Annotated in this window: 16 protein-coding genes and 2 pseudogenes; 9 read left to right on the top strand and 9 right to left on the bottom strand. The window is 41.1% G+C overall.

The genetic code is table 11. From position 1 onward, the window contains the following. Positions 1-223: 223 nt before the first annotated feature. Complete coding sequence (locus QT327_RS13195; protein ID WP_130857732.1) at positions 224-2,854, top strand: TonB-dependent receptor; 2,631 nt, start codon at positions 224-226, stop codon at positions 2,852-2,854. Between the two features lie 320 nt (positions 2,855-3,174). Here QT327_RS13195 and QT327_RS13190 read toward each other — a convergent pair whose 3' ends face one another. After that, positions 3,175-3,792, bottom strand: coding sequence for a hypothetical protein (locus QT327_RS13190; protein ID WP_130857733.1), 618 nt, complete (start codon positions 3,790-3,792; stop codon positions 3,175-3,177). 778 nt (positions 3,793-4,570) lie between these two features. Between QT327_RS13190 and QT327_RS13185 the strand changes: the two genes are divergently transcribed. After that, positions 4,571-5,014: a hypothetical protein gene (locus QT327_RS13185; RefSeq protein WP_130857734.1), complete on the top strand. Its 444-nt coding sequence runs from the start codon at positions 4,571-4,573 to the stop codon at positions 5,012-5,014. Positions 5,015-5,103: 89 nt separating this feature from the next. Next, positions 5,104-6,365: pseudogene (locus QT327_RS13180) on the top strand (alkaline phosphatase family protein). An 89-nt stretch (positions 6,366-6,454) separates the two neighbouring features. Here QT327_RS13180 and QT327_RS13175 read toward each other — a convergent pair. Beyond that, positions 6,455-6,829, bottom strand: coding sequence for a hypothetical protein (locus QT327_RS13175; RefSeq protein WP_130857736.1), 375 nt, complete (start codon positions 6,827-6,829; stop codon positions 6,455-6,457). Between the two features lie 330 nt (positions 6,830-7,159). Here QT327_RS13175 and QT327_RS28235 point away from each other — a divergent pair. Next, a pseudogene (locus QT327_RS28235) lies at positions 7,160-7,282 on the top strand (helix-turn-helix domain-containing protein); the annotation flags it as partial. Positions 7,283-7,291: 9 nt separating this feature from the next. On the opposite strand, the gene QT327_RS13165 reads toward QT327_RS28235, so the two are convergent. The 3 genes from QT327_RS13165 to QT327_RS13155 form a co-directional block, all read right to left on the bottom strand. After that, positions 7,292-7,426: a hypothetical protein gene (locus QT327_RS13165; protein ID WP_256377680.1), complete on the bottom strand. Its 135-nt coding sequence runs from the start codon at positions 7,424-7,426 to the stop codon at positions 7,292-7,294. A 181-nt stretch (positions 7,427-7,607) separates the two neighbouring features. Further along, positions 7,608-9,155 carry a SusD/RagB family nutrient-binding outer membrane lipoprotein gene (locus QT327_RS13160; protein WP_289553052.1) on the bottom strand — a complete coding sequence of 516 codons (1,548 nt, stop codon included), beginning with the start codon at positions 9,153-9,155 and terminating at the stop codon, positions 7,608-7,610. Positions 9,156-9,167: 12 nt separating this feature from the next. Then, positions 9,168-12,344, bottom strand: coding sequence for a SusC/RagA family TonB-linked outer membrane protein (locus tag QT327_RS13155; protein ID WP_130857738.1), 3,177 nt, complete (start codon positions 12,342-12,344; stop codon positions 9,168-9,170). Positions 12,345-12,604: 260 nt separating this feature from the next. On the opposite strand from QT327_RS13155, the gene QT327_RS13150 reads away from it, so the two are divergent. Continuing rightward, positions 12,605-13,993, top strand: a complete 1,389-nt coding sequence (locus QT327_RS13150; RefSeq protein WP_130857739.1) for an exonuclease domain-containing protein — start codon at positions 12,605-12,607, stop codon at positions 13,991-13,993. A gap of 230 nt (positions 13,994-14,223) precedes the next feature. Here QT327_RS13150 and dnaE read toward each other — a convergent pair whose 3' ends face one another. Continuing rightward, a complete protein-coding gene (dnaE, locus tag QT327_RS13145) occupies positions 14,224-17,166 on the bottom strand; it encodes a DNA polymerase III subunit alpha (RefSeq protein ID WP_289553051.1) in 2,943 nt (980 codons plus the stop codon). A gap of 1 nt (position 17,167) precedes the next feature. Then, a complete protein-coding gene (dinB, locus tag QT327_RS13140) occupies positions 17,168-18,325 on the bottom strand; it encodes a DNA polymerase IV (protein WP_130857741.1) in 1,158 nt (385 codons plus the stop codon). A gap of 201 nt (positions 18,326-18,526) precedes the next feature. On the opposite strand from dinB, the gene QT327_RS28520 reads away from it, so the two are divergent. Further along, a complete protein-coding gene (locus QT327_RS28520; RefSeq protein ID WP_502910533.1) occupies positions 18,527-18,682 on the top strand; it encodes a hypothetical protein in 156 nt (51 codons plus the stop codon). Next, positions 18,670-19,866: an NADP-specific glutamate dehydrogenase gene (gdhA, locus tag QT327_RS13135; RefSeq protein ID WP_502910532.1), complete on the top strand. Its 1,197-nt coding sequence runs from the start codon at positions 18,670-18,672 to the stop codon at positions 19,864-19,866. Before QT327_RS28520 ends, gdhA begins: the two co-directional genes overlap by 13 nt. Before the next feature lie 72 nt (positions 19,867-19,938). Here the strand turns inward: gdhA and QT327_RS13130 are convergent, their stop codons facing one another. Next, positions 19,939-20,160 (bottom strand): DUF2795 domain-containing protein, encoded by a 222-nt coding sequence (locus tag QT327_RS13130; RefSeq protein WP_013666684.1) that lies wholly within the window; start codon positions 20,158-20,160, stop codon positions 19,939-19,941. A 223-nt stretch (positions 20,161-20,383) separates the two neighbouring features. Here QT327_RS13130 and ku point away from each other — a divergent pair, with 223 nt between their 5' ends. Beyond that, positions 20,384-21,139, top strand: a complete 756-nt coding sequence (gene ku / locus QT327_RS13125; RefSeq protein WP_130857743.1) for a non-homologous end joining protein Ku — start codon at positions 20,384-20,386, stop codon at positions 21,137-21,139. A gap of 252 nt (positions 21,140-21,391) precedes the next feature. On the opposite strand, the gene QT327_RS13120 is transcribed toward ku, so the two are convergent. Beyond that, positions 21,392-22,528, bottom strand: coding sequence for a putative sensor domain DACNV-containing protein (locus tag QT327_RS13120; protein WP_013666682.1), 1,137 nt, complete (start codon positions 22,526-22,528; stop codon positions 21,392-21,394). 187 nt (positions 22,529-22,715) lie between these two features. Here QT327_RS13120 and QT327_RS13115 point away from each other — a divergent pair, with 187 nt between their 5' ends. Next, entirely contained in the window at positions 22,716-23,624 is a 909-nt protein-coding gene (locus QT327_RS13115; protein ID WP_242627363.1) for a L,D-transpeptidase, read from the top strand. Positions 23,625-23,656 lie beyond the last annotated feature (32 nt).

Genomic DNA, 23,656 nt, shown 5'->3' with positions numbered 1-23,656 from the left:
AACAATTTTAACCAATAAACAATTAAAAATCAGAAAAGACTTTATAGATTTCTAAACAGTTACAAAAACAATTGGATACCGCAAGATCGATCTGTAAATTATTCACACCCAAGCATCAAGTAACATTAACTTAATATTAAATTAACACAAAACCTGCTAATTATTCCTCGCGAGCTATTTAATTTTGTACCGAAAAACAAATTATTCAATCAATTCAACGCACATGAAGAAGTTTTTACTTTCTTTCAAATCATTAAGACGTAGCCAATACCTTTTCAGTAAGGCTACGCTATTATTAGCATTGTTCTTGCTAATTAATACCAAATTTTCTTTTGCGCAGCAAGCTATCCAAGGGATTGTAACCGACGGAACAAACCCAATAGCCGGGGCAACGATATCAATTACCGGAACGTCACGATCAACTTCTACGGACGTTGATGGAAAGTTCTCGTTAAGTACAACTAGGGAATCGGGTGAGATTGTAATTAGCTATGTAGGTTACGACGTGGAAAAAGTCAACTTTTCATCTGGGACTACTGACATTGGTACTATATCACTAAAACAAAGCGCACAATCTCTTGACGAAGTGATTGTACAGATAGGAAGTGGTTTAATAGATTTGGCAAAGGATAGAAAAACACCAATTGCAGTATCTACTATAAGCACTACAGAAATCCAGCAGAAAGCAGGAAATCAAGAATTCCCAGAACTCCTGAAAAATACTCCTTCAGTTTACGTGGCAGGTCAAGCAGGAGGTTATGGCGATTCTAGAATCATTGTTCGTGGATTTGATCAAACGAATACCGCGTTTCTTTTAAATGGTCAGCCCATAAACGGAATGGAAGACGGTAACATGTATTGGTCTAACTGGTCAGGCCTTGCTGATGTGGCAAATGCATTACAGATACAGCGAGGATTAGGTTCCTCCAAATTAGCCATTTCATCCGTCGGAGGAACAGTTAACATCGTTACAAAGTCTACAGACCTAACCCGAGGTGGTTTTGCTCAAGCACTGATTGGCAATAACAATTACCAAAAGACAACTCTTGCCTATAACACCGGTTTATCAGAAAATGGGTGGGCAGCAAGTATTATGTTGACAAACTGGGCAGGAGACGGTTATAACAAAGGAACGAGAGGAAATGGACAGAATTATTTTTTCTCGCTGGGCTACAAACCTAACGAAAAACATGCCTTTAACTTCTTGATTTTCGGAGCCCCTCAGAAACACGATCAAAATTTCACCAAAAGTATATCGAGTTATCTTCAAAATGGAAAAAGATACAATACAAACTATGGCTTCCTAGGTGGAGATTATCTTAGTGAAAGAACTAATTATTATCATAAACCCGTAGTTAACTTGAACTGGGATTTCAATATCGACGAAAAATCGACTTTATCAACTGTGGCTTATGCATCCTGGGGACGCGGTGGCGGCACAGGTAACTGGGGAAGCAGCAGTGCTAAAAAATATACACCAAGTGGCCATATCGATTTCAATGCTATAAAAACAAATAACGAAGCTATTGAAGGAGGGATCGGTGATTTCAATAATGGCGCCTATGCTATTCGGGCTTCCGTAAATAATCACGCTTGGTATGGTTTGGTTTCTAATTTCAACAGGCAGATAAACGAAAATCTAACTTATAATCTTGGTCTTGATGTAAGAACCTATAAAGGTACTCATTATCGAATGCTAACCAACCTGATGGGTTTGACTGGTTGGCATATCAATGACAATATGCAATACCCTAACGGTTATAACGTAACTGAAACATTCAGTATTAATCCCTGGAAAGCACTAACAAACAGTGTAGACAATAATCAAAAGGTTGATTACGATTATGATGAGCGAATAACTTACGGTGGCTTATTCGGTCAGATCGAGTATTCAAACGAAGACTTTTCAGCTTTCCTACAAGGCGCATTGTCTAATCAGTCTCACGTGAGATGGGATAGATTTCAATACACGAAAGAAAATGAAAAGTCAGAAAAAGTAAACAATATCGGTTACAATATTAAAGGGGGGCTTAGTTATAATATTACGGAAAATCATGTCATATTTGGAAACACAGGGTATTATTCAAGACAACCGTACCACGATAACATTTATTTGAACTTCGGTAATGATGTAAATCCACTGACTAGCAACGAGAAGATATTCGGCGTTGAGTTCGGTTACAAATTCATCAGCACATTCTTTAGTGCAAATTTGAACGCCTACAGAACATCATGGAAAGATAGAGTTACAACTACTTCAGATACAAATGATGATGGGCAGTTGATCTACACAAACAACTCTGGATTAAGCCAATTGCATCAAGGCCTTGAATTGGACTTCGTTGCAAAACCGTTGCCAAAACTTGACCTAAGAGGGTTTGCGTCCATTGGTGACTGGAAATATGATGACAATGCATTACAAAGGACATACGATGAAAGTTTAAATCTTTTATCTGAAGAAGTAACTGATGTAAAGGGTGGAAAAGTTGGCGATGCTGCACAGACAACCTTCGGATTAGGCGTCGCGTATCGTATAACAAGCAGTTTATCAGTTGATGCCGACTATAGGAACTATTCAAATTTATATGCCGATGTGGTTACTAAAGATAACATCAAACTTCCAAATTATGACCTTGTAGATGCAGGCTTAAATTATCGTATAAGCTTTAACAAAACTGCTTTAAACTTACGTCTAAACGTAAATAACATATTTGACAGAGTTTATCTTTCAGAAATGACTTCAGCAAGACCAGTCGAAGAAGGAACCGAGACGTATAAAGGAATCAATACAAGCAATAACGTTTTCTTTGGAAACGGTACTACTTGGAACTTTGGTATGAAATTTAGTTTCTAAATTGAACATACTTTTTCTTCACATAAAGCCGTCTCAGAATCTTGAGACGGCTTTTCGTTTTATAGACAAATATCTAGTTGTTATTGAGCCACGTAAACTAGCTTCGCAAAATCATACGAGAATGACTGGAATTTAGGATTACGATATCAATGATTGTGATTCAAACTGTGAAAAGATAGTATACCCTTAGGCCGATCTCATAAGACGAGTACACAAAATCCAAGAAAGAGATAATCAATCTATTTATAAAGGTCCACTTTTCTAGAATAGATGTTGGTTCTCGTTACCTCATTGATACCGAAAATTATTTTGGGGCAGAATTAAATCCCTTCAACCAAAGTTATCGTAATCCCCCTAAAACAATCGTCCGCGCAATTGTCCTCCACAAATCCACAAGAGGAAATGATACCATTATTCTTTGCTTCAAAGAAGGTTTGAGCATTATTCCGTTTCTTCAACCAATCACTCTTTGCCTTTTCATATATTTGGTCCAAGGTGCAAGTTAGTGCACCGCCCGTATTTGCGTGATTGTTTAAGTTAGCCTGATTCTCGGACCATGTTAGCATTTTCAGCATACTGTCTGCACTGGGTAAATGTTCGGTGTTTCCCTGATACCTCTTTGATAAACTATCAAGCATTAGCTGAGCAGTTTCTAAATTCCAACCGTCTGCTGGCATTCGGATATCATTAAAAACAGTATAACGAAAATCTCGCCCCGTTACTTCTCCATTGTTTACGGTAATAGTTGTTTCCCATGCCGCACCTGCCCATGTAGCTCCACTTACCACATATCTATAAGAATTATTACTCGATTCTTTAAAATCCAACCAAGCTTTATAACTCTGCTCATAGTCATTTTCATAGTCCATATCACTCTTATCACAAGCGATGCAAAAGAGAGACAGAAAAAAAACAAAAAGGTACATTTTTCTTTCCATAATAAGGTGTTTATATCTATTATATCGTAACGTGTTTAGCTAAAAAAAGAGCTACAACAACTTTCAGAAATCAGCTCTTAACTTAACAAAGGAATCTGCAAGGAATTCACCTTTAACCTAATAGATGAAGATGTATATATTATAAGAACGTTTATTTTGACTTCTTTCTTTTCATTAAGTTTTCGTTTTTTAAGGCATTCAAGCTTTCCCTAACGGGAAGGTCCGCGAAAGAAAAGAAGCCAAGAGCCGACCGTAGGAAGTCCATGAACACCTTTGAAAATAATGAAGTAGTGAATAAAATCGCCGCTTCCTGCCTACCGCAGGCAGGCAAAATTTACAGGAGCGGTAGTGCCTCCCAGTGCTGACTGTAAATTTTGGAGGAGGCATTTTAGTAGAACGATAGGCTTTTGCTTTTAACCGGACGTACTAGCTTTAGCTTTGTATATAGCCAGTGTGTTGGGAAAAACGGCCTTGGAGGATACCGATGCAACGAGCAGCAAAGTATGTGCATTATCGTTCATGTCGCAATATCTAAGCGGATTGAGGAAGTGAAACGGCTCCAATACGCGCCATGAATGCTTTGCAATCAGGTGCAAGGTAGCCTACAGAGCCTTGATTATTCATTTGTGTTTGTTTTAAAAGGTATTCATGAGCTCGAAGCTAGCTTCTCGGTTGTTTGGTTCTTTATCATCAAGGATAAAGAACATTATATTAAATGAAAAAATTAGTTAAAATAAACGTTATCTTTTAAAAGCAATTTCCCTGAAGGCATCTAAAAATGATTGCTATTTTCGGTATTACAATGGGTTATTTCATTAGCAAAACACTGTATTTCAATATCGTAATGCTCAACACTGATAGCAGAATCAATTATTTTGATAACACGATGACGTATTCTGCTACCGAAACGCCGTACTCCGATACCTTGATGCTCAACTTTGGTAGCGGAATCAATCATTTCGATAGCACGATTACGTATTCCGCTACCGAAATGCCGTATTTCGATACCATTATACTCAACTTCGATAGCACAATCAATCATTTCGACAGGTCAATAAAACATTTTGATAACACAATAATCTACGTCGGTAACAGGCTACGCTATATTGATAGTCAAGTTTCTGACTTTTCCCTTGTCGGCGAACGAATTTCTTTATATGACCGTCAGAAACCCGCTTTCTACTCAACAAACACACCTAAGCTGACAGCCGACGACCGATAGCTGATAGCTAATACCTACACCTAACACCTTAGAGCTAAAAATAACCTTCAGCTAACATTTAAGTCAAGTAAAATACCTATAATCGCGTCATGGTAACAAGAGTTTTTTCTTATTTGCTAGGTGTCGCATTAGCTGTTTTTTTGGTGTCACCTACGCATGCCCAAGACACCACGCAAAAATCAGTTCCAAATCGTCAAAATGTAGCCAAGCAACAAGACAAACCCTATGTAATCCTGATCTCTGCCGATGGTTTTCGGTATGATTACGCAGAAAAATTCCAGGCAACTCATTTACAACAACTATCGTCAAGTGGCGTAAGTGCCAAAGCACTGATTCCGTCATTTCCTTCCATTACCTTTCCCAACCACTATACAATCGTAACGGGCATGTACCCATCGCATCATGGCTTGGTTGGAAATAATATCTACGACCCGAAAATGCAAGCAAGATATAGCATGTCAAATGCGAAGGCCGTCAAGAATCCGGCTTGGTATGGCGGTATCCCCATTTGGACACTTGCCGAGCAACAGGGTTTACTGAGTGCTAGCTTTTATTGGCCGGGATCGGAAGCAGCTATTGGTGGAATGTTGCCGTCTTATTATTATGCTTACAATGAAAAGATTCCAATAGCAAAACGCATACAGACTGTTGTGAACTGGCTATCATTACCATGGAAAAACGTCCGCACCTCATTAATTTTTACTTCCCCGAAGTCGATCATGCAGGACACCTCTATGGCCCCGATGCAACCGAGACGAAAAAAGCGGTGCACTTCATTGATTCTGCCGTTAATGCCCTCAACATCGCCGTACAACAAACGGGACTTCCTGTCAGTTTTATTTTCGTTTCTGATCATGGTATGAAGGCCATCAATCGAGACGAACCCTTGCCATTACCTTTTAAAGTCGATACAACGCAAGTGATCATTGCTTCAAATGGCACACTTGTAAATATACATGTGAAAGACAAAAAGAACCTTCAGTCGATTTACCAATCCATTCAAAAGTCTGATAAGTTTGATGCCTATCTAAGTGATCAAGTACCAAGCAATTATCATTACGGAAAAAAAGAGGACAAATATCACCGAATAGGCGATATCGTATTGGTTGCGAAAGCACCTTATTATTTTTCCAATAAGAAACCACATCCCGGAGCACATGGATTTGACCCCTATGAAACACCGGAAATGCGAGCTACTTTCATCGCTTGGGGACCCGCCTTTAAAGAAGGTTTAACGATCGGTGCCTTTGAGAATATTCATATCTATCCACTATTGGCGAAGATATTAGGTTTGAAATACAAACATCGTATCGATGGAAATGATAAAGTAGCTAAAGAAGTCTTGAAGTGATACAGCCAGCACCGGACGCATTACCATTCCTGTAAATTTTGCCTGCCTGCGGTAGGCAGGAAGCGGTGAACTTTATTTTATTAGTAATATCATCGATCTTTATAGTAGGTACTACTATCATTTTCTGTCAATTTCTCTACTAAAACCTGAAGTAGCTCCTTAATATTAATCAACTCATTTTTAAGTTCCTCTAAAGTGGGTGAATGTCCTTGCCTCACGTTATCATCAGTCACCAAATTCTGCCAGCTTACTTCTTCATCCAGATCGAGGTGCGGCCCCATTAGCTCATCACTGGTCATCGAATAAAGTATACCAACCAATTTAGCTTGTTCTATTGTTAGTTTTTTTTCACCCGACTCCAGCTGCTCATACTCTTCTTTAGTAAGCTTCAACTTGTAAGCCACATAGGCCATACTGTAATCATTGGCGTAACGTAGAAATCTTAGTTTTTCATGTAATTCCATATGTTTAGGTTTTATTTTTAGTTGTGAGCTGCGAGTTGTGAGTTGCGGGCTTTCTTCCTGTCTTATGTCCATGTTAGGCTATAGGCTGTAAGCTGTAGGCTTTATTCTACACTTTAAACTTTCTCGCTACGCAAAAATTCATCGTTCATCATTCCTGCCTACCGGCAGGCAGGCAACACTCATCACTTAAGACCCTACTCAACCATTTAACCAGCTCAAAATATTTGTTTTTTCTCTACAAAAATAGGTAAAATACATCCATTTACAAATACTTTAACTAGCTAAACGTTCTTAAACTAATTTTATGGAAAATAAAGGAGAACATAGAACTTGACAGCACTGGGTTTATATTTGGCAAAGCGATCAATTAACAAAGCGGAAGTTTCCAGAAAGACGGGTTTGAGTACTTATCGGTTGAGCCAGCTTTCCATTAATCCAAAATCGCATGTTCGAATCGAGGAATTATATCTTATCGCCTTGGCCATAGGCGTTAAACCGGGTGAAATGTTTGAAGAGCTGTGTGGGAATCTTAAACTCAAACACCAGTCCTGATCCCATAAAAAGAGGCACTTCGCTCGACCCTCCTTCGGGGTCCATACACTGTATATTCACGGTATCTTCACGTTATATCCGCATTTATCCACCATTTAGTGGACTTTTAGCGGTAAAGTAGCGAATAAGTAGCGACCAAAGACCAAGTGGGTGGGAGAGGAAGGAAGATAAAAGAAACCGTATAGTAGTTAGTAACACTACTATACGGTTCATGCACTAAGATTGATTACTTATTCCACCAAAGCGCTGTTGTAATCACGTCATCGCCTTGACGTGCCAAGGCTTGTTGATAATGTTCACGATTAACGTTTTGCTCTTTATTCGGATAATATAAGCGTTTCGGAATGCCGTTTCCGAAAATAGGCTGGAACGTATAGTTGACGATTCCGTTCTCCGTTTGCCTACTCCAAACAACATCTCCAGGTTTCACTAAAAATATAGGATAACCGGTACGACGGATTTCTGACCAAGCCTCCAAGCCTTGAGTGTACAAAGCCAGGTATTTTTGCGTTAAGACATTTTCTTTGTTCGCCGCCGGCAAGGCATCAGCATATGATTTCGCAGTCGCACCATCAATACCCCATTTAGTTAAAGAAGCTTCTACACCTTTTCGGTAGCTTGCATCATCCCAGTTATTGTATTCGGCAATTAAAAAAGCCACCTCGGCATACTCCTGTAAGACTTCCGCAAAGTCGGGCGCATTCACAATGGCTCCTGGTAAGCTAATGGCAGTAGGCCCATTAATACCTCCTGCTTCCAAAGGTAATCCGTAAGGCTGACCTATGTAAATTTGGCGCTCATTAGGTAAAGCGTAACGCGGTAGACGCGGGTCGGCCGTCTTAAAAGGTCCTAATTCTCCTTTTAATACATTTACCAAAACATGCGAAACCGCAAAATCTTTTCTATTCGCGGTAACGGTCGCTCGATAGAGGGGGGCTTCATTTGGTGCACCACTGGAATATTTAAAAGCGGCATTATCTGCATTGGACGTAAATACACCTTTTGCCAAGGCATCCGAAAAATGTTCTTCTGAAACAGCCGGAAGTTTCACACGGATACGCGTAGACAAGCGTAACCGAAGTGATTGCGCAAATTTAGCCCATTTTTCATTACTGCCTGCGTATATAATATCCGAGCTGCCGAAAGTATTTTGCCCTTTATACTTCAACAGGGTATCGCCTGCCGCCTTTAATTCATTTAGGATATCAACATATATTTTTTCCTGTGACGCGTACACCGGCGTATAATTGTCGGGATTTTGTTGCAGCGCTTCAAATTCAGGGTCTTTATTTCCATAGGATTCATAGGGCACATCGCCAAAAACATCCGTCAGGGAATGGAAGGTGAAAGCTTTCAATATACGTGCAATCGCAATTTGATTCGCATTACTACCAGCTGTTCCGGCACTTGCCACCGATTTTGTCAGCTCATCGGTATTTATCTTGATAATTTGGTTCAAGTTATTCAGTGCCTTATAAGAGTTAGCCCAAAAGACGTCGGAATAAGAACGTGGAATATCATAACGCGACTGATCGGTGTAGATATTCTGACTATAATATTGGGCGAAAAGCATCGTTCCACGTAACGAAAAATTTTCGTTTCTGATATTGTCCATTATTTGTTTCTCCGCCGTCAACAGAATCGTTGGTGTAGGAACATTTCCCGGGCGATTGGGATCTTCGTTGATCTCCGCCAGCTTCTCGTCAGAGCAGGAGATCAAAGCGCCTGAAAACGCTAGGGGAAGGAGAAATAAGATATTTTTATAAAGATTCATTGTCTTCTCAAATTAAAATTTAACGTTCACATTTAAACCGTAGGTGGCAGGTATTGGTAGATTTCCTCCTTCAATCCCCTGTATATTACCTCCGCTATTGGTAAATTCAGGATCAATGTATTTACTTTTAGTATAAATATTCCAAAGGTTACGGCCATAAGCGTTGATACCCAACGTTTTGATTACTCCGTCCGGTTTCAGCTGAAAATTATACCCGAGTGTAATCTCCCGTAACTTCACGAATGTGGCGTCAAAAACACTAAAGGTGGTGGGCCCGTTATATTCATTACGTGCCCAGGTTTGTGCACTAATCCGCGTATCATTTGGCCTTGTATTCGTTACGTTATAACTTCCGTCCGGATTAAACTGTACATCCGCTTTTACACCATCTACTACGATACCCGTTTCTCGGATATTATTGGCAGCAGTACGGTCCAGGATTCCTGCGTACATACCTACTTTATAGGTTTGCGAGAAGAAATGCCCTCCAACACGTGCGTCGATTAAAAATCCAAGTGTAAAGTTTTTATACTTAAAGCTGTTTTGAAAGCCTACTAAATAGTCAGGTAGCACAGTTCCTAAATCTGTCATTTGCGAAGTACGTAAGTAAGTACCGTCCTCCTGCACCACGCGTTGCCCGTCAGGAGCATAAACAAAGTCATAACCTCTGATTTGTCCATAGGATTCTCCTTCTTGTGCTACTAATGACACCAGTGTATTGTTTAGCTCGAGCGTACTGATGCCCTCATATAAACGGGCGATTTTATTACGGTTTAACGACCAGTTGACTGAACTATTCCATTCGAAACGATCATTTTTTATCGGTGCTCCGGTTAGGATTACTTCAAATCCTTTATTGGTTATTAGACCTGCATTTAAGAATTTCTGTTGATATCCAAAAGCATCGGAAGTCGGAACTGCAATTGTCTGGTTTCTACTACGGTTATTGTAATAGGTAACGTCTAAGCCTAATCTATTTTTAAACAATTGAAACTCGAATCCCGTTTCCCAAGTACTAGTCAGTTCGGGTTTCAAATTGGGATTGTTCATGATATCAGGCTGCGTATAAGACGGTTGGCCATTAAATGCAGGTAACGAACTATATAATTGTGCTAAGCTATAGGGTGCTGCACCGTTACCGACTTCCGCCCAGCCCAATCTGAATTTGGCGTAGTCAATCCAAGGAATGTTTCTTATTCCTTCCAATTCACTGAAAACAAAACTGCTTGTGAGCGATGGATAGTAAAAAGAATTATTGTTAGTAGGTAGGGTAGACCACCAATCATTCCGTAAGGTACCGTCTAAATAGAGCATATTTTTCCAACCGGCAGAAAAACTGCCAAAGATCGAATACACTTGTTCTCTAAATAAACCATGTCCATTATTGGCTAAGATACCACTTGAATTCCGCAAGTCATAGTAATTCGGAACTACTAAGGGTCCACCCGTTTGGAGATCACTGACGCGACGATTCGCATCCCGAATGTTACCACCAACCAAACCGGATAGCGAGAAGTCGGTCCATTGTTTATTGGCGGTTGCCAGAAATTCATAGTTGAATTCATGGAAATTATTACTATATTCCTGATACATAGACTGTGAGCGGGAATACACTGCGATACGATCTTGATATTGATATTGATAAATATCTGCGTAAACTTTACCACTCAAATTAAGCCACGAATTGATAGGAGCCGACACCCCGACATTACCATATAACCTGTCGCGGCTCTCTTCCAGGTAACTCTCATAAGCCGACCAATAGGGATTATCAATAAAACGCGTAGCACGATCGCCCGGTGTATCGCGATAGCCGGTTCGATTCCACGGTCTAGGGGTTCCATCGGGTCGTTTATAATCGCTCAGCTTCTTATAGTCGACTTGCACACCTCCCCATTGAAAAGCCTCTAACATAATATTCCGATTGGAAGCACCGGTCCAAGGTCTACCCGTTGAGTTATTTTTAACGTAGTTAAGATTACTGGAAATCGTTACCTTTCCCAGTCCTGTAGACCCTGAAAAACTCAATGTATTACGTCCTAAGCTGGCATTTGGAACAGTTCCGCGGACATTCTTATTGGTATACGATAGCCGATAGCTTGTTTTCCCACTGCTTCCTGCGATCGCCAGATTATTGGTATTGGCAATACCCGTGCGAAAAAAGTAATTGACATCGTGCTCGGGATACAGCCAAGGCTCAGGATTCAAATATTCGGGGTATCCGGGGTCTAAATTATACCAATGCAAAACGGGTGTGCCATCCAAACGAGGGCCCCAGCTTTCGTCGGCAGCATAATCAACAATATTATACGTTGTGCCATTAATCGTAGCCTGCGGAAACTCGGTACTATAACCTTGTCCGTATAGTTTTTGTCTTTTTGGCAAACGTACTATTTGTTCCAATTCAATTCCTGTATTCAGGCTAATCTCAGTCTTTTCCTTATTATTTCCCTTTTTCGTTGTAATCAAAATAACGCCATTGGCTGCACGACTTCCGTAAAGCGCTGCGGAAGGACCTTTCAATACCGAAATATTTTCAATATCATCCGGATTTAAATCTTGTATCATATTCCCTACGTCCTTACCGGCACTTCCCCCAATGGTGGAAGCGGTATTTAAATCGGCATTGTCAATAGGGGTTCCATCAATAACGTAAAGCGGTTGATTATTACCGGTAATGGATTTTATACCACGAAGCAAAACACGCGTTGATCCTCCCATATTGCCGCCGGAGGGTATAATCTGTAAACCTGCCACTTTACCGGAAATGGCGCTCAGTGCATTGGTGGGTCGGGTGTTGAGCACATCGCCGCTCACATCTTGCACGACATATCCCAATGCTTTCTTCTCCCGTTTAATACCTAGGGCAGTAACCACCACCTCAGAAAGCTGGTTATCAGGCACTAAACTCACTTGGATCTTTTGCTCGTCACCAACCACCACTTCTTTTGGTTGATAACCGACGTAAGAGATCACCAAAACGCTGTTGTCAGCTACTTCAAGAGAGAATGTTCCATCACTCTTTGTTTGGGTTCCTTGCGTGGTATTCTTAACCAGCACGGATGCACCTGCAATGGGCTGTGTGTTTTCGTCCAGCACCGTTCCTGTAAGCGTACGTTGCCGGGCAAAATTTAATGTAGGCAACAGTATGAGCAGTATGCCTACGTACCGCAGTAATTGTAAATTCATAAGAAATTGTCAGTTAATTTGATTAATATAGGGTGAGTACCGCCTAATTAGCAGCAGATGACTTGCACATGCATTCGCATGCTGTTTTTTAATAAGGAAGAAATAAACGATGCAATTAATTTCGATTTTTGTAAGTGTTGATCCATATTATTCAAAATAATAAAGTATAGTAATCTAATAGACAAACCTAGACAAAAATGTTTTGATACACAAATTTTTTCTTTTTTTGTGTACTAATTTTTTTAGTATATTTGCTTTTCATGGAATATGCTATTGTTGACATTGAAACTACCGGGGGACATGCGGCCGGTCATGGGATTACCGAAATCGCCATTTGCATCCATGATGGTGCCGGTATATGCCATAGATATGAAACACTGGTCAATCCGCAAGCGCATATTCCACTTCATATTACGGCATTAACAGGCATCAGTAATGAAATGGTTGCAGATGCACCCACCTTCGCAGAAATAGCCGCCACTGTCTACCAACTACTGGAAGGCCGGATATTTGTTGCACACAATGTAAACTTTGATTACTCCTTTATAAAGCATCACCTGGCCTTTTGTGGCTATAGTTGGAATGCCCCAAAATTGTGCACGGTCCGGTTAAGTCGCAAAGTATTACCGGGATTCGCGTCTTATAGTCTTGGCAAACTTTGTCAGCAATTGAATATCTCCATAACCAATCGTCACCGCGCAGGTGGAGACGCTACTGCCACCGGGATTTTGTTCTCCCTATTGCTCGAGAAAGGCCCGGACGCTATACAGGCTATGCTTAAAAAAGCGTCGAAGGAACAGGCCTTGCCACCTAACTTACCCAAGGAAAATTTTGAACGCTTACCTCAAACACCCGGCGTCTATTACTTTAAAAACCAAAAGGGAAAAGTGGTATATGTTGGAAAAGCAAAAAACATCAAAAAACGAGTATCTGCTCATTTTTCAGGCCAAAATCCTAACCCGCAGCGTCAGAATTTCATGCGAAGCATTTATGATATTGACTTTGTTAGCTGCGGAACAGAATTGATAGCTTTTTTGCTCGAGGCAGTCGAAATCAAAAGATTATGGCCTGAAAACAACCGGGCCCTTAAACGCTTTGAACCCAAGTATGGGCTATATAGCTATGAGGATCAAAAAGGCTACATACGTGTGGCTATTGATAAGCATCAACGCTTTCAACAGGCTATTTGCAGTTTTGGAAATGTGATTGAAGCTTACAACCTCGTTAACAGACTGATCCAGGAGCATCGGCTCTGCCCCAAATTGAATGGAATACAAAAGGTGCAAGGTGCTTGTTTGAACCACAGAAATGGTGGCTGTTTGGGAGCCTGCATAGGAGAGGAGAATAAGGATAATTATAACGAGCGCATGTATACCGCTTTAGATAATTTAGCGAAAATGCTACCCTCCTTCATAATTCTTGATAAAGGTCGCACAGAAGACGAACAAAGTTGTATTTGGGTAGAAAAAGGCAAGCTCTTTGGCATCGGATACATTGCTTATGAAAGTGATATCAACCATCCTGAAGAGATAAAAGACACCTTAACCCGCTATCCATCCAACGATTATATGATGCACCTCATCATGAGCTATGCCAATCAACATCCCAAGCTAATCCATCGATTAATGGAAGGGGAAGTAGTTGAGTAGAGAATTAGTTGAGTAGTCGGGTAGGGAAATAGTTGAGTAGGGAAATAGTTGAAATAGTCGGTAGAAATTCAACGGCTTAACCACTCAACAACTTAACCACTCAACAAATCAACTACTCGACGACTTAACTACTCAACAACTTAACGGCTTAACCACTCAACAAATCAACTACTCAACAACTTAACCACTCAACAACTTAACTACTCAACAACTTAACTACCCCCTCAACTTCACCCCAAAATAGGATTATCCTGAATGGGCAGTTTGGCAAATTTCTCCACCTCAATGCTTGGCACGCCAAAGTCTTCCACCACTTTACCTAATAGGAGATAACAACCATGCCCTCTAAAAGGATAAATGGGCGTACGACCTGGAAAATGGGTGGTATCGAAAAAGTTTCCATGGACATCTAAAAATGTACCAAACCACATTTTCTTTTGGTTCTTCATGCGTACCGTTTTTTCACACACATATAAACCGACCATTTTGACCGTTTGGCCGACATGTGTCAGCAAATCCTTTGCCATTACGTCGCCTCGATAGCTGGTTTTAAGCATATCAAACATCGTAAGCGTCAAGGGATAGCCTAGTAAATCAAGCTCTTGGTAGGCATCTTCCAAACGTTCATCCGGAAGTACCGGCATTGTGTATTGCTTATTAACGATGGCAAACAACTCCTTATCCCTTTTTGGTTTGACTGATCCGCCCATGTATAAATGACTATCCCATAGCAACTCTTTTTTCGTGCGCCCGGTAAAACGTAACGCGCCAACTTTAATCAGTATAGCAAGTTGCTCTAAACCAATATCGGTTCGCCTAATAAAGTCGGTTAAATCTTGAAAAGGCCCGTTTGTTACCCGTTCGCAGGGAATCAATTTTATGAAATCTTCATTAAGTCCCTGTATACCTATTAAACCCAAATAAACGTCGCGTCCGTTAATGGTCACTTTTTCTTCGCTGTTATTAACACAGGGCAAATGAACGGTTGCACCGGTTTTTTTTAGCTCGTGCACATATAACCAGCGCGCATAGAACCCCCCATAATTATTCAATACCGCAACCATGAACTCCTGAGGAAAGTAGGTCTTAAGGTATAAACTTTGATAGCTCTCTATGGCGAAGCTAGCGGAATGGGCCTTGGAAAAACTGTAGCCGGCAAAGCTGGAAATTTGGCGCCACACTTCTTCAGTGGTTGCTTCGTCTCGACCGATAGTCTTGGCACTGAGAAAAAATTTATCTATTAATTTTTGAAAGGCATCTCGACTCCTATATTTACCACTCATCGCCCGTCTGAGCACATCGGCGTCGGCTAAATCCAATCCGGCGTAATGATAGCATACCTTAATAACGTCTTCCTGGTACACCATCACGCCATAGGTTTCTTTTAGCTGTTCTTTCATAACAGGGTGTAAATAGATTACTTCATCCGGATGATGAAAATAATAAATATAGTTTCGCATCATACCGGACGAGGCCACGCCGGGCCTGATGATCGAGCTGGCAGCGACTAAAGTCAGGTAATCCCGACATTGGAGCTTTTGTAAAAGCTGGCGCATCGCTGGTGATTCAATATAAAAACAGCCAATACTATCGCTCGCGCCTAAACGCCGATTGATCTGCTCATCGATCAGAAAAGACTTGACAGCGTGAATATCAACGGATTTCCCCTTGTTTTGTCGGATCAGTTCAACAGCTTCCTTGATATGGCCAATGCCGCGTTGACTCAAGATATCGAATTTATCTAAACCGATGGCTTCGGCTGCATACATGTCCCATTGTACTGTCGGCATGGCCTTAGGCGGCAAGTCCAAAGCCGTATAAAAGGTGATCGGCTCTTCACTTACCAATACCCCTCCGGCATGGATGGATCGTTGATTTGGCATCCCATCCATTAGCTCGTAAACCGCCATGATTTTCCGGAAGGTCGGGTTGTCTTGATTGACTGCATCTTGTGTAGGATCGGTAAAGCTATCGATTTCGCTCTTTGGCAACCCAAGTACTTTACCAATTTCCCGTATGACGGAGCGTCCTTTGAAGGTGCTGATGGTGCCCAGCAGCCCGGTATAAGCAATACCGTAACGCTTTAACAGATATGCTTGTATTTCTTCCCGTTGATGCCAGCTATAATCGATATCGAAATCGGGCGGACTGCTTCGTTTTGAATTTAAGAAGCGCTCAAAATATAGATCCAGGGCAATGGGATCAACATCGGTGATACCTAAACAATAAGCCACCGTGCTATTTGCCCCGGATCCGCGTCCTACGTGATAAAAACCACGACTTCTGGAATAATTGATAACGTCCCAGGTGATGAGAAAGTAGGCACAGAAATCCATCTGTTTAACCACTGCAAGCTCGGCTTCAATTTTTTGCTTTGCCTGCATATTTCCGGAGCCATAACGATCATGCATACCTGCTAAGGTCAGTTTCTCCAGCAAAATAGCATCATTGGCTTTGCTATCGGTAAATGTTTGTTTGTTTAATCGACCAAAGTGGTAGTCATCGGTAGAGCAGTTTGCTAAAAGTTGATGGGCATTGTCCAAAAGATATTCATAACCGCTGTATAATCGCTGTAACTCTTCTAAGGGGCGTAAAGACTCCGTCTCTTGACAAATGGCGATTTCGTTCACCTTAGTCAATAATGTATTCTGATCAATCGCTCTTAAATACTGATGGAGCCGGTAATGTTTTTTATCCTGAAATGTAACCGAATAAAGCGCCACTAGTTTCCGTTGAATAAGGGCCATATCCAATCGGAAAAGCTGGTTAATATCTTGCGGTCGTACACCCACATATTCGTGTTCCGCCAGCATAAAGGACACTGCCTTGAAGGGATAAATCACATAGGCCTGTTCGAATACAGGCGCTCGCTCCGGCAATACCAAATCGCAGAGCTGGTGATAGGTTAAAAAATCGTTCAGCTCTTTCATACCCTTCCTGTTCCGGGCGATGCCTATGTACAGTAACCGATCCTCCTTTCTGAATTCTATTCCCACCAAGGCACGTATTCCTGCAACTCGTGCCTTCAGGATAAAGTCCATACTCGCTGAAGAGTTATTGATATCGGTTAAGACTATCTCAGAAATGCCGAGCTTACGCGCCTCTTCAATAAGTACATCTAAATCAATTGTACCGTAACGCAAACTGTAAGAGCTATGAACATTCAAATACATACTACCAATCCAACTGTAAAGAAGAAGCTAAGCCGATAGCCTCTTCACCGTACCGATTGCGTACCTTGTCCATCACCTGATACAAACTATAATGCTTTTCGGAGGCTGAATAAAGCTGAATCTGCTCGTGCCCACCTACCAAATGGGATAATTTGACGCCGATCAATCGAAGTAACATACGGCGATTGTATACGGCTTCAAAAAGTTCTTTGGCTTTCGATATCAATATATGATCCAACGAGGTATACGCAATTTTTGCCTGCTTTGTAACCGTTTCGAAATTGGCATAACGGATGGTAACGGTAATACAAGCAGTTAACTTATGTTTTTGTCGAAGCTCGTAGGCAATGCTGGTCACCATCGCTACTAAAAGTTCCTTAATCACTTCGATGTTCATACTATCGGCTGCAAAAGTACGCTGTGTTCCGATTGACTGTTGCTCTCGATAAGGTACTACCGGTGTGGGGTCGACGCCATTTGCCCGGTGCCAAAGGGTCAGGCCAGCTTGTCCCATCGCTTTAAACATCATCTCGGGTGGAATCTCAATAAGCTTGCGAATATAACGAACTCCCATTTCACTCAACTTGATGTAGGTAGCGGATCCTAATCCCGGGATTTTTTTTATAGATAGGGGATCCATAAAAGAGCGTATATCCCGAGATTGCACTTCTTGTTCTCCATTCGGTTTGCATTCATTCGTCGCCATCTTCGATACCGTTTTGTTAATGGATAAGCCGAAAGATATCGGTAAACCCGTTTCTTTTATAATCAACTGTCGCAATTCGTGCGCGTATTTCATGCAACCAAAGAAGCGATCCATGCCCGTTAAATCAATGTAATGTTCATCAATGCTCGCCTTTTCGAACAAGGGGACTTTCTCCGCCAAAATTGCCGTAATCTCCTGTGATGCTTTGGTGTAATCGTCCATATTACCCTTTATGAAGATAGCATGTGGACAAAGCTGTTTTGCCATACGGGAGGGCATGGCTGCGTGTACCCCAAATTTACGGGCTTCATAGCTGCAAGAAGTAACCACTCCTCTATCAGAGGTACCACCAATAATAACAGGCTTTCCCGTCAAGCTGCTGTTTTTACGCATCTCAACAGATACAAAAAAGGCGTCCTGATCCATGTGGATGATATGCTTATTTTGCTCCATCTCGTTCATTTTACATCACAAATATATACTAATATTTTTAGTATTTTAAATTCGACCGGAATCAAAAAACTAACATATTCACTATAAAATCATCTTTTTGATGAAAAAACGACGATAATTTCAATGATTGCTTTGCTTTTGACAAAATTTCCTTACATTTCAGCTGCAATCATTTAAAACTATATTAACGCAATTTTTTATATGGATCTATCAAAAGAGCAGTTTATTGAAGATATCAAAAAGCGAAATGCAGGGGAAGCTGAATTTTTACAGGCAGTTGAGGAAGTTGCTGAAACCATTATTCCCTTTTTGCAAAACATCCAGAATATCGAAACGCTAAGATATTGGAGCGCATAGCCGAACCGGAACGCGTCATTATCTTTCGGGTTCCTTGGTTAAACGATCGGGGCGAGGTGGAAATAAATCGTGGTTTTCGTGTACAAATGAATAGTGCCATCGGCCCCTATAAGGGTGGTTTGCGCTTTCATGGTTCAGTTAACTTAAGTGTTTTGAAATTTCTTGCTTTTGAACAGGTCTTTAAAAATAGTCTCACGGGTTTGCCAATGGGAGGCGGAAAAGGGGGATCGGATTTCGATCCAAAAGGAAAATCAGATAATGAAGTAATGAAATTTTGTCAGAGTTTCATGACAGAACTTTATCGGCATGTCGGAGCCGATATTGACATTCCTGCGGGCGACATCGGTGTCGGTTCAAGAGAGATCGGTTATCTTTTTGGTCAATATAAACGCATTAAGGGTGAGTTTACCGGTGTACTTACGGGTAAAGGCTTTGAATGGGGCGGAAGTCAAATTCGACCGGAAGCTACCGGTTATGGCTTGGTTTACTTTGTAGAGGAGATTCTGAAACAACAGAAACAGGAGATCAAGGGCAAAACCGTCGTCATTTCCGGCTCGGGCAATGTGGCGCAATTCGCCGCTGAAAAGTGTATTGAGGAAGGGGCAAAGGTACTAACCTTATCGGACTCGGATGGTTTCATTTACAATAAAAAAGGTATTGACTTGGAAGGTTTAGCCTATATTAAGGACCTAAAGAACAAGGAGCGGGGAAGAATTAGTGAATACGCTGAAAAATTCGGGTGCGAATACTATCCGAATGAGAAGCCCTGGCGTATAAAGTGTGACATCGCTTTACCTAATGCAACGCAAAATGAATTGGATGAGCAGGATGCAAAACAATTGGCAAAAAATGGCTGTATTTGCGTAGCCGAGGGGGCGAATATGCCTTGTACGCCAGCTGCCATCGCCGTTTTTAATAAAGAACATATTTATTTTGCCCCTGGCAAGGCGGCTAACGCCGGAGGTGTGGCCGTATCGGGACTGGAAATGTCTCAGAATTCCTTACGTTATGCCTGGACTCGTAAAGAAGTAGATCAACGTCTAAAGCAAATTATGCATGATATACACAGTATATGCGTCAAATACGGTAAAGAAAAGGATGGTTATGTCAATTATGAAAAGGGAGCGAATATTGGTGGTTTTGTAAAAATTGCAGATGCGATGTTAGCCCAGGGGTTAGTTTGATGGATACTGACAAAATGACCTGAAATAAGAGGCGCCGATCCAAAATTACAAATCTCGGCGCCCTATAAAACCTTAGTATTCATCTTCATTGAAAAGGAAATCGTCTTTAGTAGGATAATCAGGCCATACTTCTTCGATACTCTCGTATGCCTCACCATCATCTTCCATTTCATTCAGATTCTCCAATACGCCTTCTGGTGCACCGGAACGAATAGCATAATCAATTAATTCATCCTTTGTTGCCGGCCATGGTGCATCTTCTAGATGCGAAGCCAATTCTAATGTCCAATACATAATTCTTCCTTAATACTTTTATACAAAAATTTTTGTCATAAAATCAAAACGCATTAAACAAAAACTGAACCAAATGGAAATATAATTGCGTTTTTTTGATATACTCCAAAAATATTGGCCCGAATATAAGATTTTGCAAACAATTTTAAAAGCATTATTAATAACAAACTTAACACAATCTCGACTGTTATTTTCCTGTAATAAGATTGTAATAAATTAGCATATGAGAGCAATTTGGACAGGCGCTATCGGCTTTGGTTTAGTAAATATACCGGTTAAATTATTTAGTGCTACAGAACAAAGTCGACTGGACTTCGACATGTTGGACAGAAAGGATCATTCCAGAGTCCGCTATCAACGGGTAAATGAAAACACCGGAAAGGAAGTAGCTTGGGAAAATATCGTCAAAGGCTATATGTTGAATGACAATTATATCATACTGGAAGATACGGATTTCGAGGAGGCAAGTCCTGAAAAAAATAAAATGATCAATATCCAATCCTTCGTAAAGGAAAAAGAGGTGGATAGCATGTATTTTGAAACTCCCTATTACATTGAGCCGCAAAAGGGTGGACAAAAGGCGTACCATCTATTGGTAAAAGCACTCGAGAAGGCAGGCATGGTAGGGCTTGCGACCTTTGTTATGCGTGCAGGCGAAAATCTCTGTATGATTCGGGCAAAAGAAAATATTTTGATCCTTAATAAGCTTCGCTTTGAACAGGAAATACGCTCACCCGAGGAACTAAACATCCCTCAAAATGTAAAATTGACGAAAGCGGAAATCGATATGGCTCTCGAGCTCGTGAATAGGCATAGCACCTCTTTCGATGTTTCTGCTTACAAAGACGAATACACAGACGAACTGCTTAAGATTATCAAGGAAAGAGCAAAAGGTAAACGACCAAAAGTACGTAAGATGAAAGTGAAGGCCACGCGTACCAACGATTTATTGGAACAATTGAAAGCAAGTTTGGGGTAGGTTGAGTATATGAATGGGTGATGAGTGTCTGCCGGTAGGCAGGAATGATGAACGATGAATTTTTTGCATAGTGTTGCTTAAAGCCTATCGCCTATAGCTTAATATTGATATAGGACATAAGACAGGAAAAAAACCAGCAACCCACAACTCGCAACTCACAACTAAAAAAGTCTTGATACCTACTTAAAACTTAAAACCTTACACCTTACACCTTACACCTTACACCTAAAACCTCACACCTGATCTCCTTAACTACAGCAACAACGTATCAATACGATGCGCGTGAACCATTTGCAGCGTTTCGGACCAAACAAAAACCGTAAAAAGTCCATCCTGCGAAGCTACTAAGGCCATAGCCTCTTTTTGATCGTGCACAAATTGCGCAGCTGCCAAATGGCGCGTACCGCCGATCTTTACCGGATCGACAATCTCAGCTTCCTGCCCCGCCACCGGCTCGGTGATCAGTACTTTGGGAACCGGCGCGTTTCTCGCTGCTCGGGCTACTTTCGCTCCGAAGGCCAATAATTCATAATTTTTAGTAATAATGGTAGCACCGTCTATTGCGGTAAATCCACCGATCACATCAATCGTTCTTAGAATATCCTCTCGCCAAACACCTCCCGATTCGTCCTCCGCTTGTTTTGAGATTAATTCACCGAGGGCACAATACACCGGATCAATGGAGTAACCGATGGGATGTACAATGGATTCTTTCCATTCATCTTGATGAGTGGGTACCACCAGTAATAGTCCACCTCGATTATGTCTGCGCATCGCAACAGCCAACTCCACCAAAATATTGACGGAATCGTCAATAGCATCGGGTAACGGCATACCTAATAGCGAGGCTAGCAAATCGGGATAACCGTTTAAGGTTAAATTACGCTCATCTACCATTTTAATTTGATCACCTTTTAGCACGGCAATATTGACAAACTTTCCATACCCTTCGTGCCTTTTATGTTTCACCACTAAAAGTCCCGGTTCTATGACCTCCAAAACCAAACACCATTCGGAAATATCATGAGTGGTTCCCCAAATAAACAGATTGTCTTCTTCATGCCAAACGCCCAAATGAATGCTTGGTTGAATAACTGCAGGGGAGAGCTTCACCAAATTATGGGGGGTAAATCGTACCGGATTAGCAAAACGTAATGGCTGCACGACATTATCCGAAGCCATTAGCGCAATCGAAATTTTTGGTGAATACCCCTCTTCTCGTCGTAGGCTGGCCCAAAACGCTGCATCAATGACGGCTTCAATGATATTAGCCTTCGGAAGGTAGCGCTTTTCCGACGCTCCCATTTGATATTCAGCCTGTTCAGCAAAATACTTTTCCAATGTCGCGGAAATCATTTTTGCAGCGAGATAGGTAGTTTCAGAAATCATAGTTCAAACTTAGCTAATTTTTACTGAGTATCGAATAGTAGCTTGTTACTTAAGTTAATAAAAAAGGTTCTTTTTAAATCGTCAAACCAAATATATATGATCCCATCATTCCCTTACCCTTTATTCAAATAAACAACACCTTCACACAATTTCACAAAATGGCTGTTACTTAATTAAACAAATTAAAATGAGTATGACAAAACACGTTCATTGGATAGTTGTAACCCTTTCTATGGGACTACTAATAGCCTGCAGCGAAAATAGACAAACAAACGATCAAACTGATGTAGGTAAACCTGAACGTAAAACACCTAAAATTAACCTTTATTCAGGAGGGTATAAAACTTTCGTTATCAAGGATAATGACACCGCATTCAAAAGTTTTAAAAAACGGTACACTGCGCAGCAACAGCACGTTATTTTAGCACTGAACCGTATTGATTTCAATAATTTTAATAATGTCGATTCCTTGCTTATTCCTGATTCTGTACAAACCGATATCAATAGCTATACGCCTTTTCCCTTAACGGTAAAAGAGCTGAAGCCTGTTGATAAAATGGTGTTTTTTTCTTATCCGATTCAGGCTTTTGCCGCTTATGAAAACGGACAGCTTATCCGTTGGGGCCCTAGTAGCATGGGCAGTAAGAAATACCCTACTAAAACAGGACTTTCTTTTACCAACTGGAAGGCGGAGGAGCATGTAAGTACGGCGGACGACGAATGGCTCCTTCGATGGAACTTCAATATCCGGAATAAGGAAGGAATTGGCTGGCATCAGTACACCATGCCGGGTTATCCTGCTTCGCATTCTTGTTTACGTTTATTGGAAAATGATGCCAAGTGGCTCTATGATTGGGCCGAACAGTGGGTCGTAGAGAAAGACCAGCATGTATTGGCAGAAGGAACGCCTGTTATTGTTTTTGGGTCGTACGACTATGAGGGAGATAAACCTTGGTTTAAGTTATTGCAAGATCCGAAAGCCACTAACATCACAGAGGAGCAACTGGTCAAGGAATTTAAACCGCATCTGGAACGAATACTGCAAGAGCAGGAAAAAAGGAAACAAGTGATGGCTTCGCGACGCGACTCGATCTAAACAAGCCTCGTGCCGTGTAATTTTTATGCTAA

The organism is Olivibacter sp. 47 (assembly GCF_030372825.1).
Classification (GTDB): Bacteria; Bacteroidota; Bacteroidia; order Sphingobacteriales; family Sphingobacteriaceae; genus Olivibacter; species Olivibacter oleidegradans.
The sequence above is the reverse complement of the archived record's forward strand: the minus strand, read 5'-3'. Positions and strand labels throughout refer to the sequence as shown.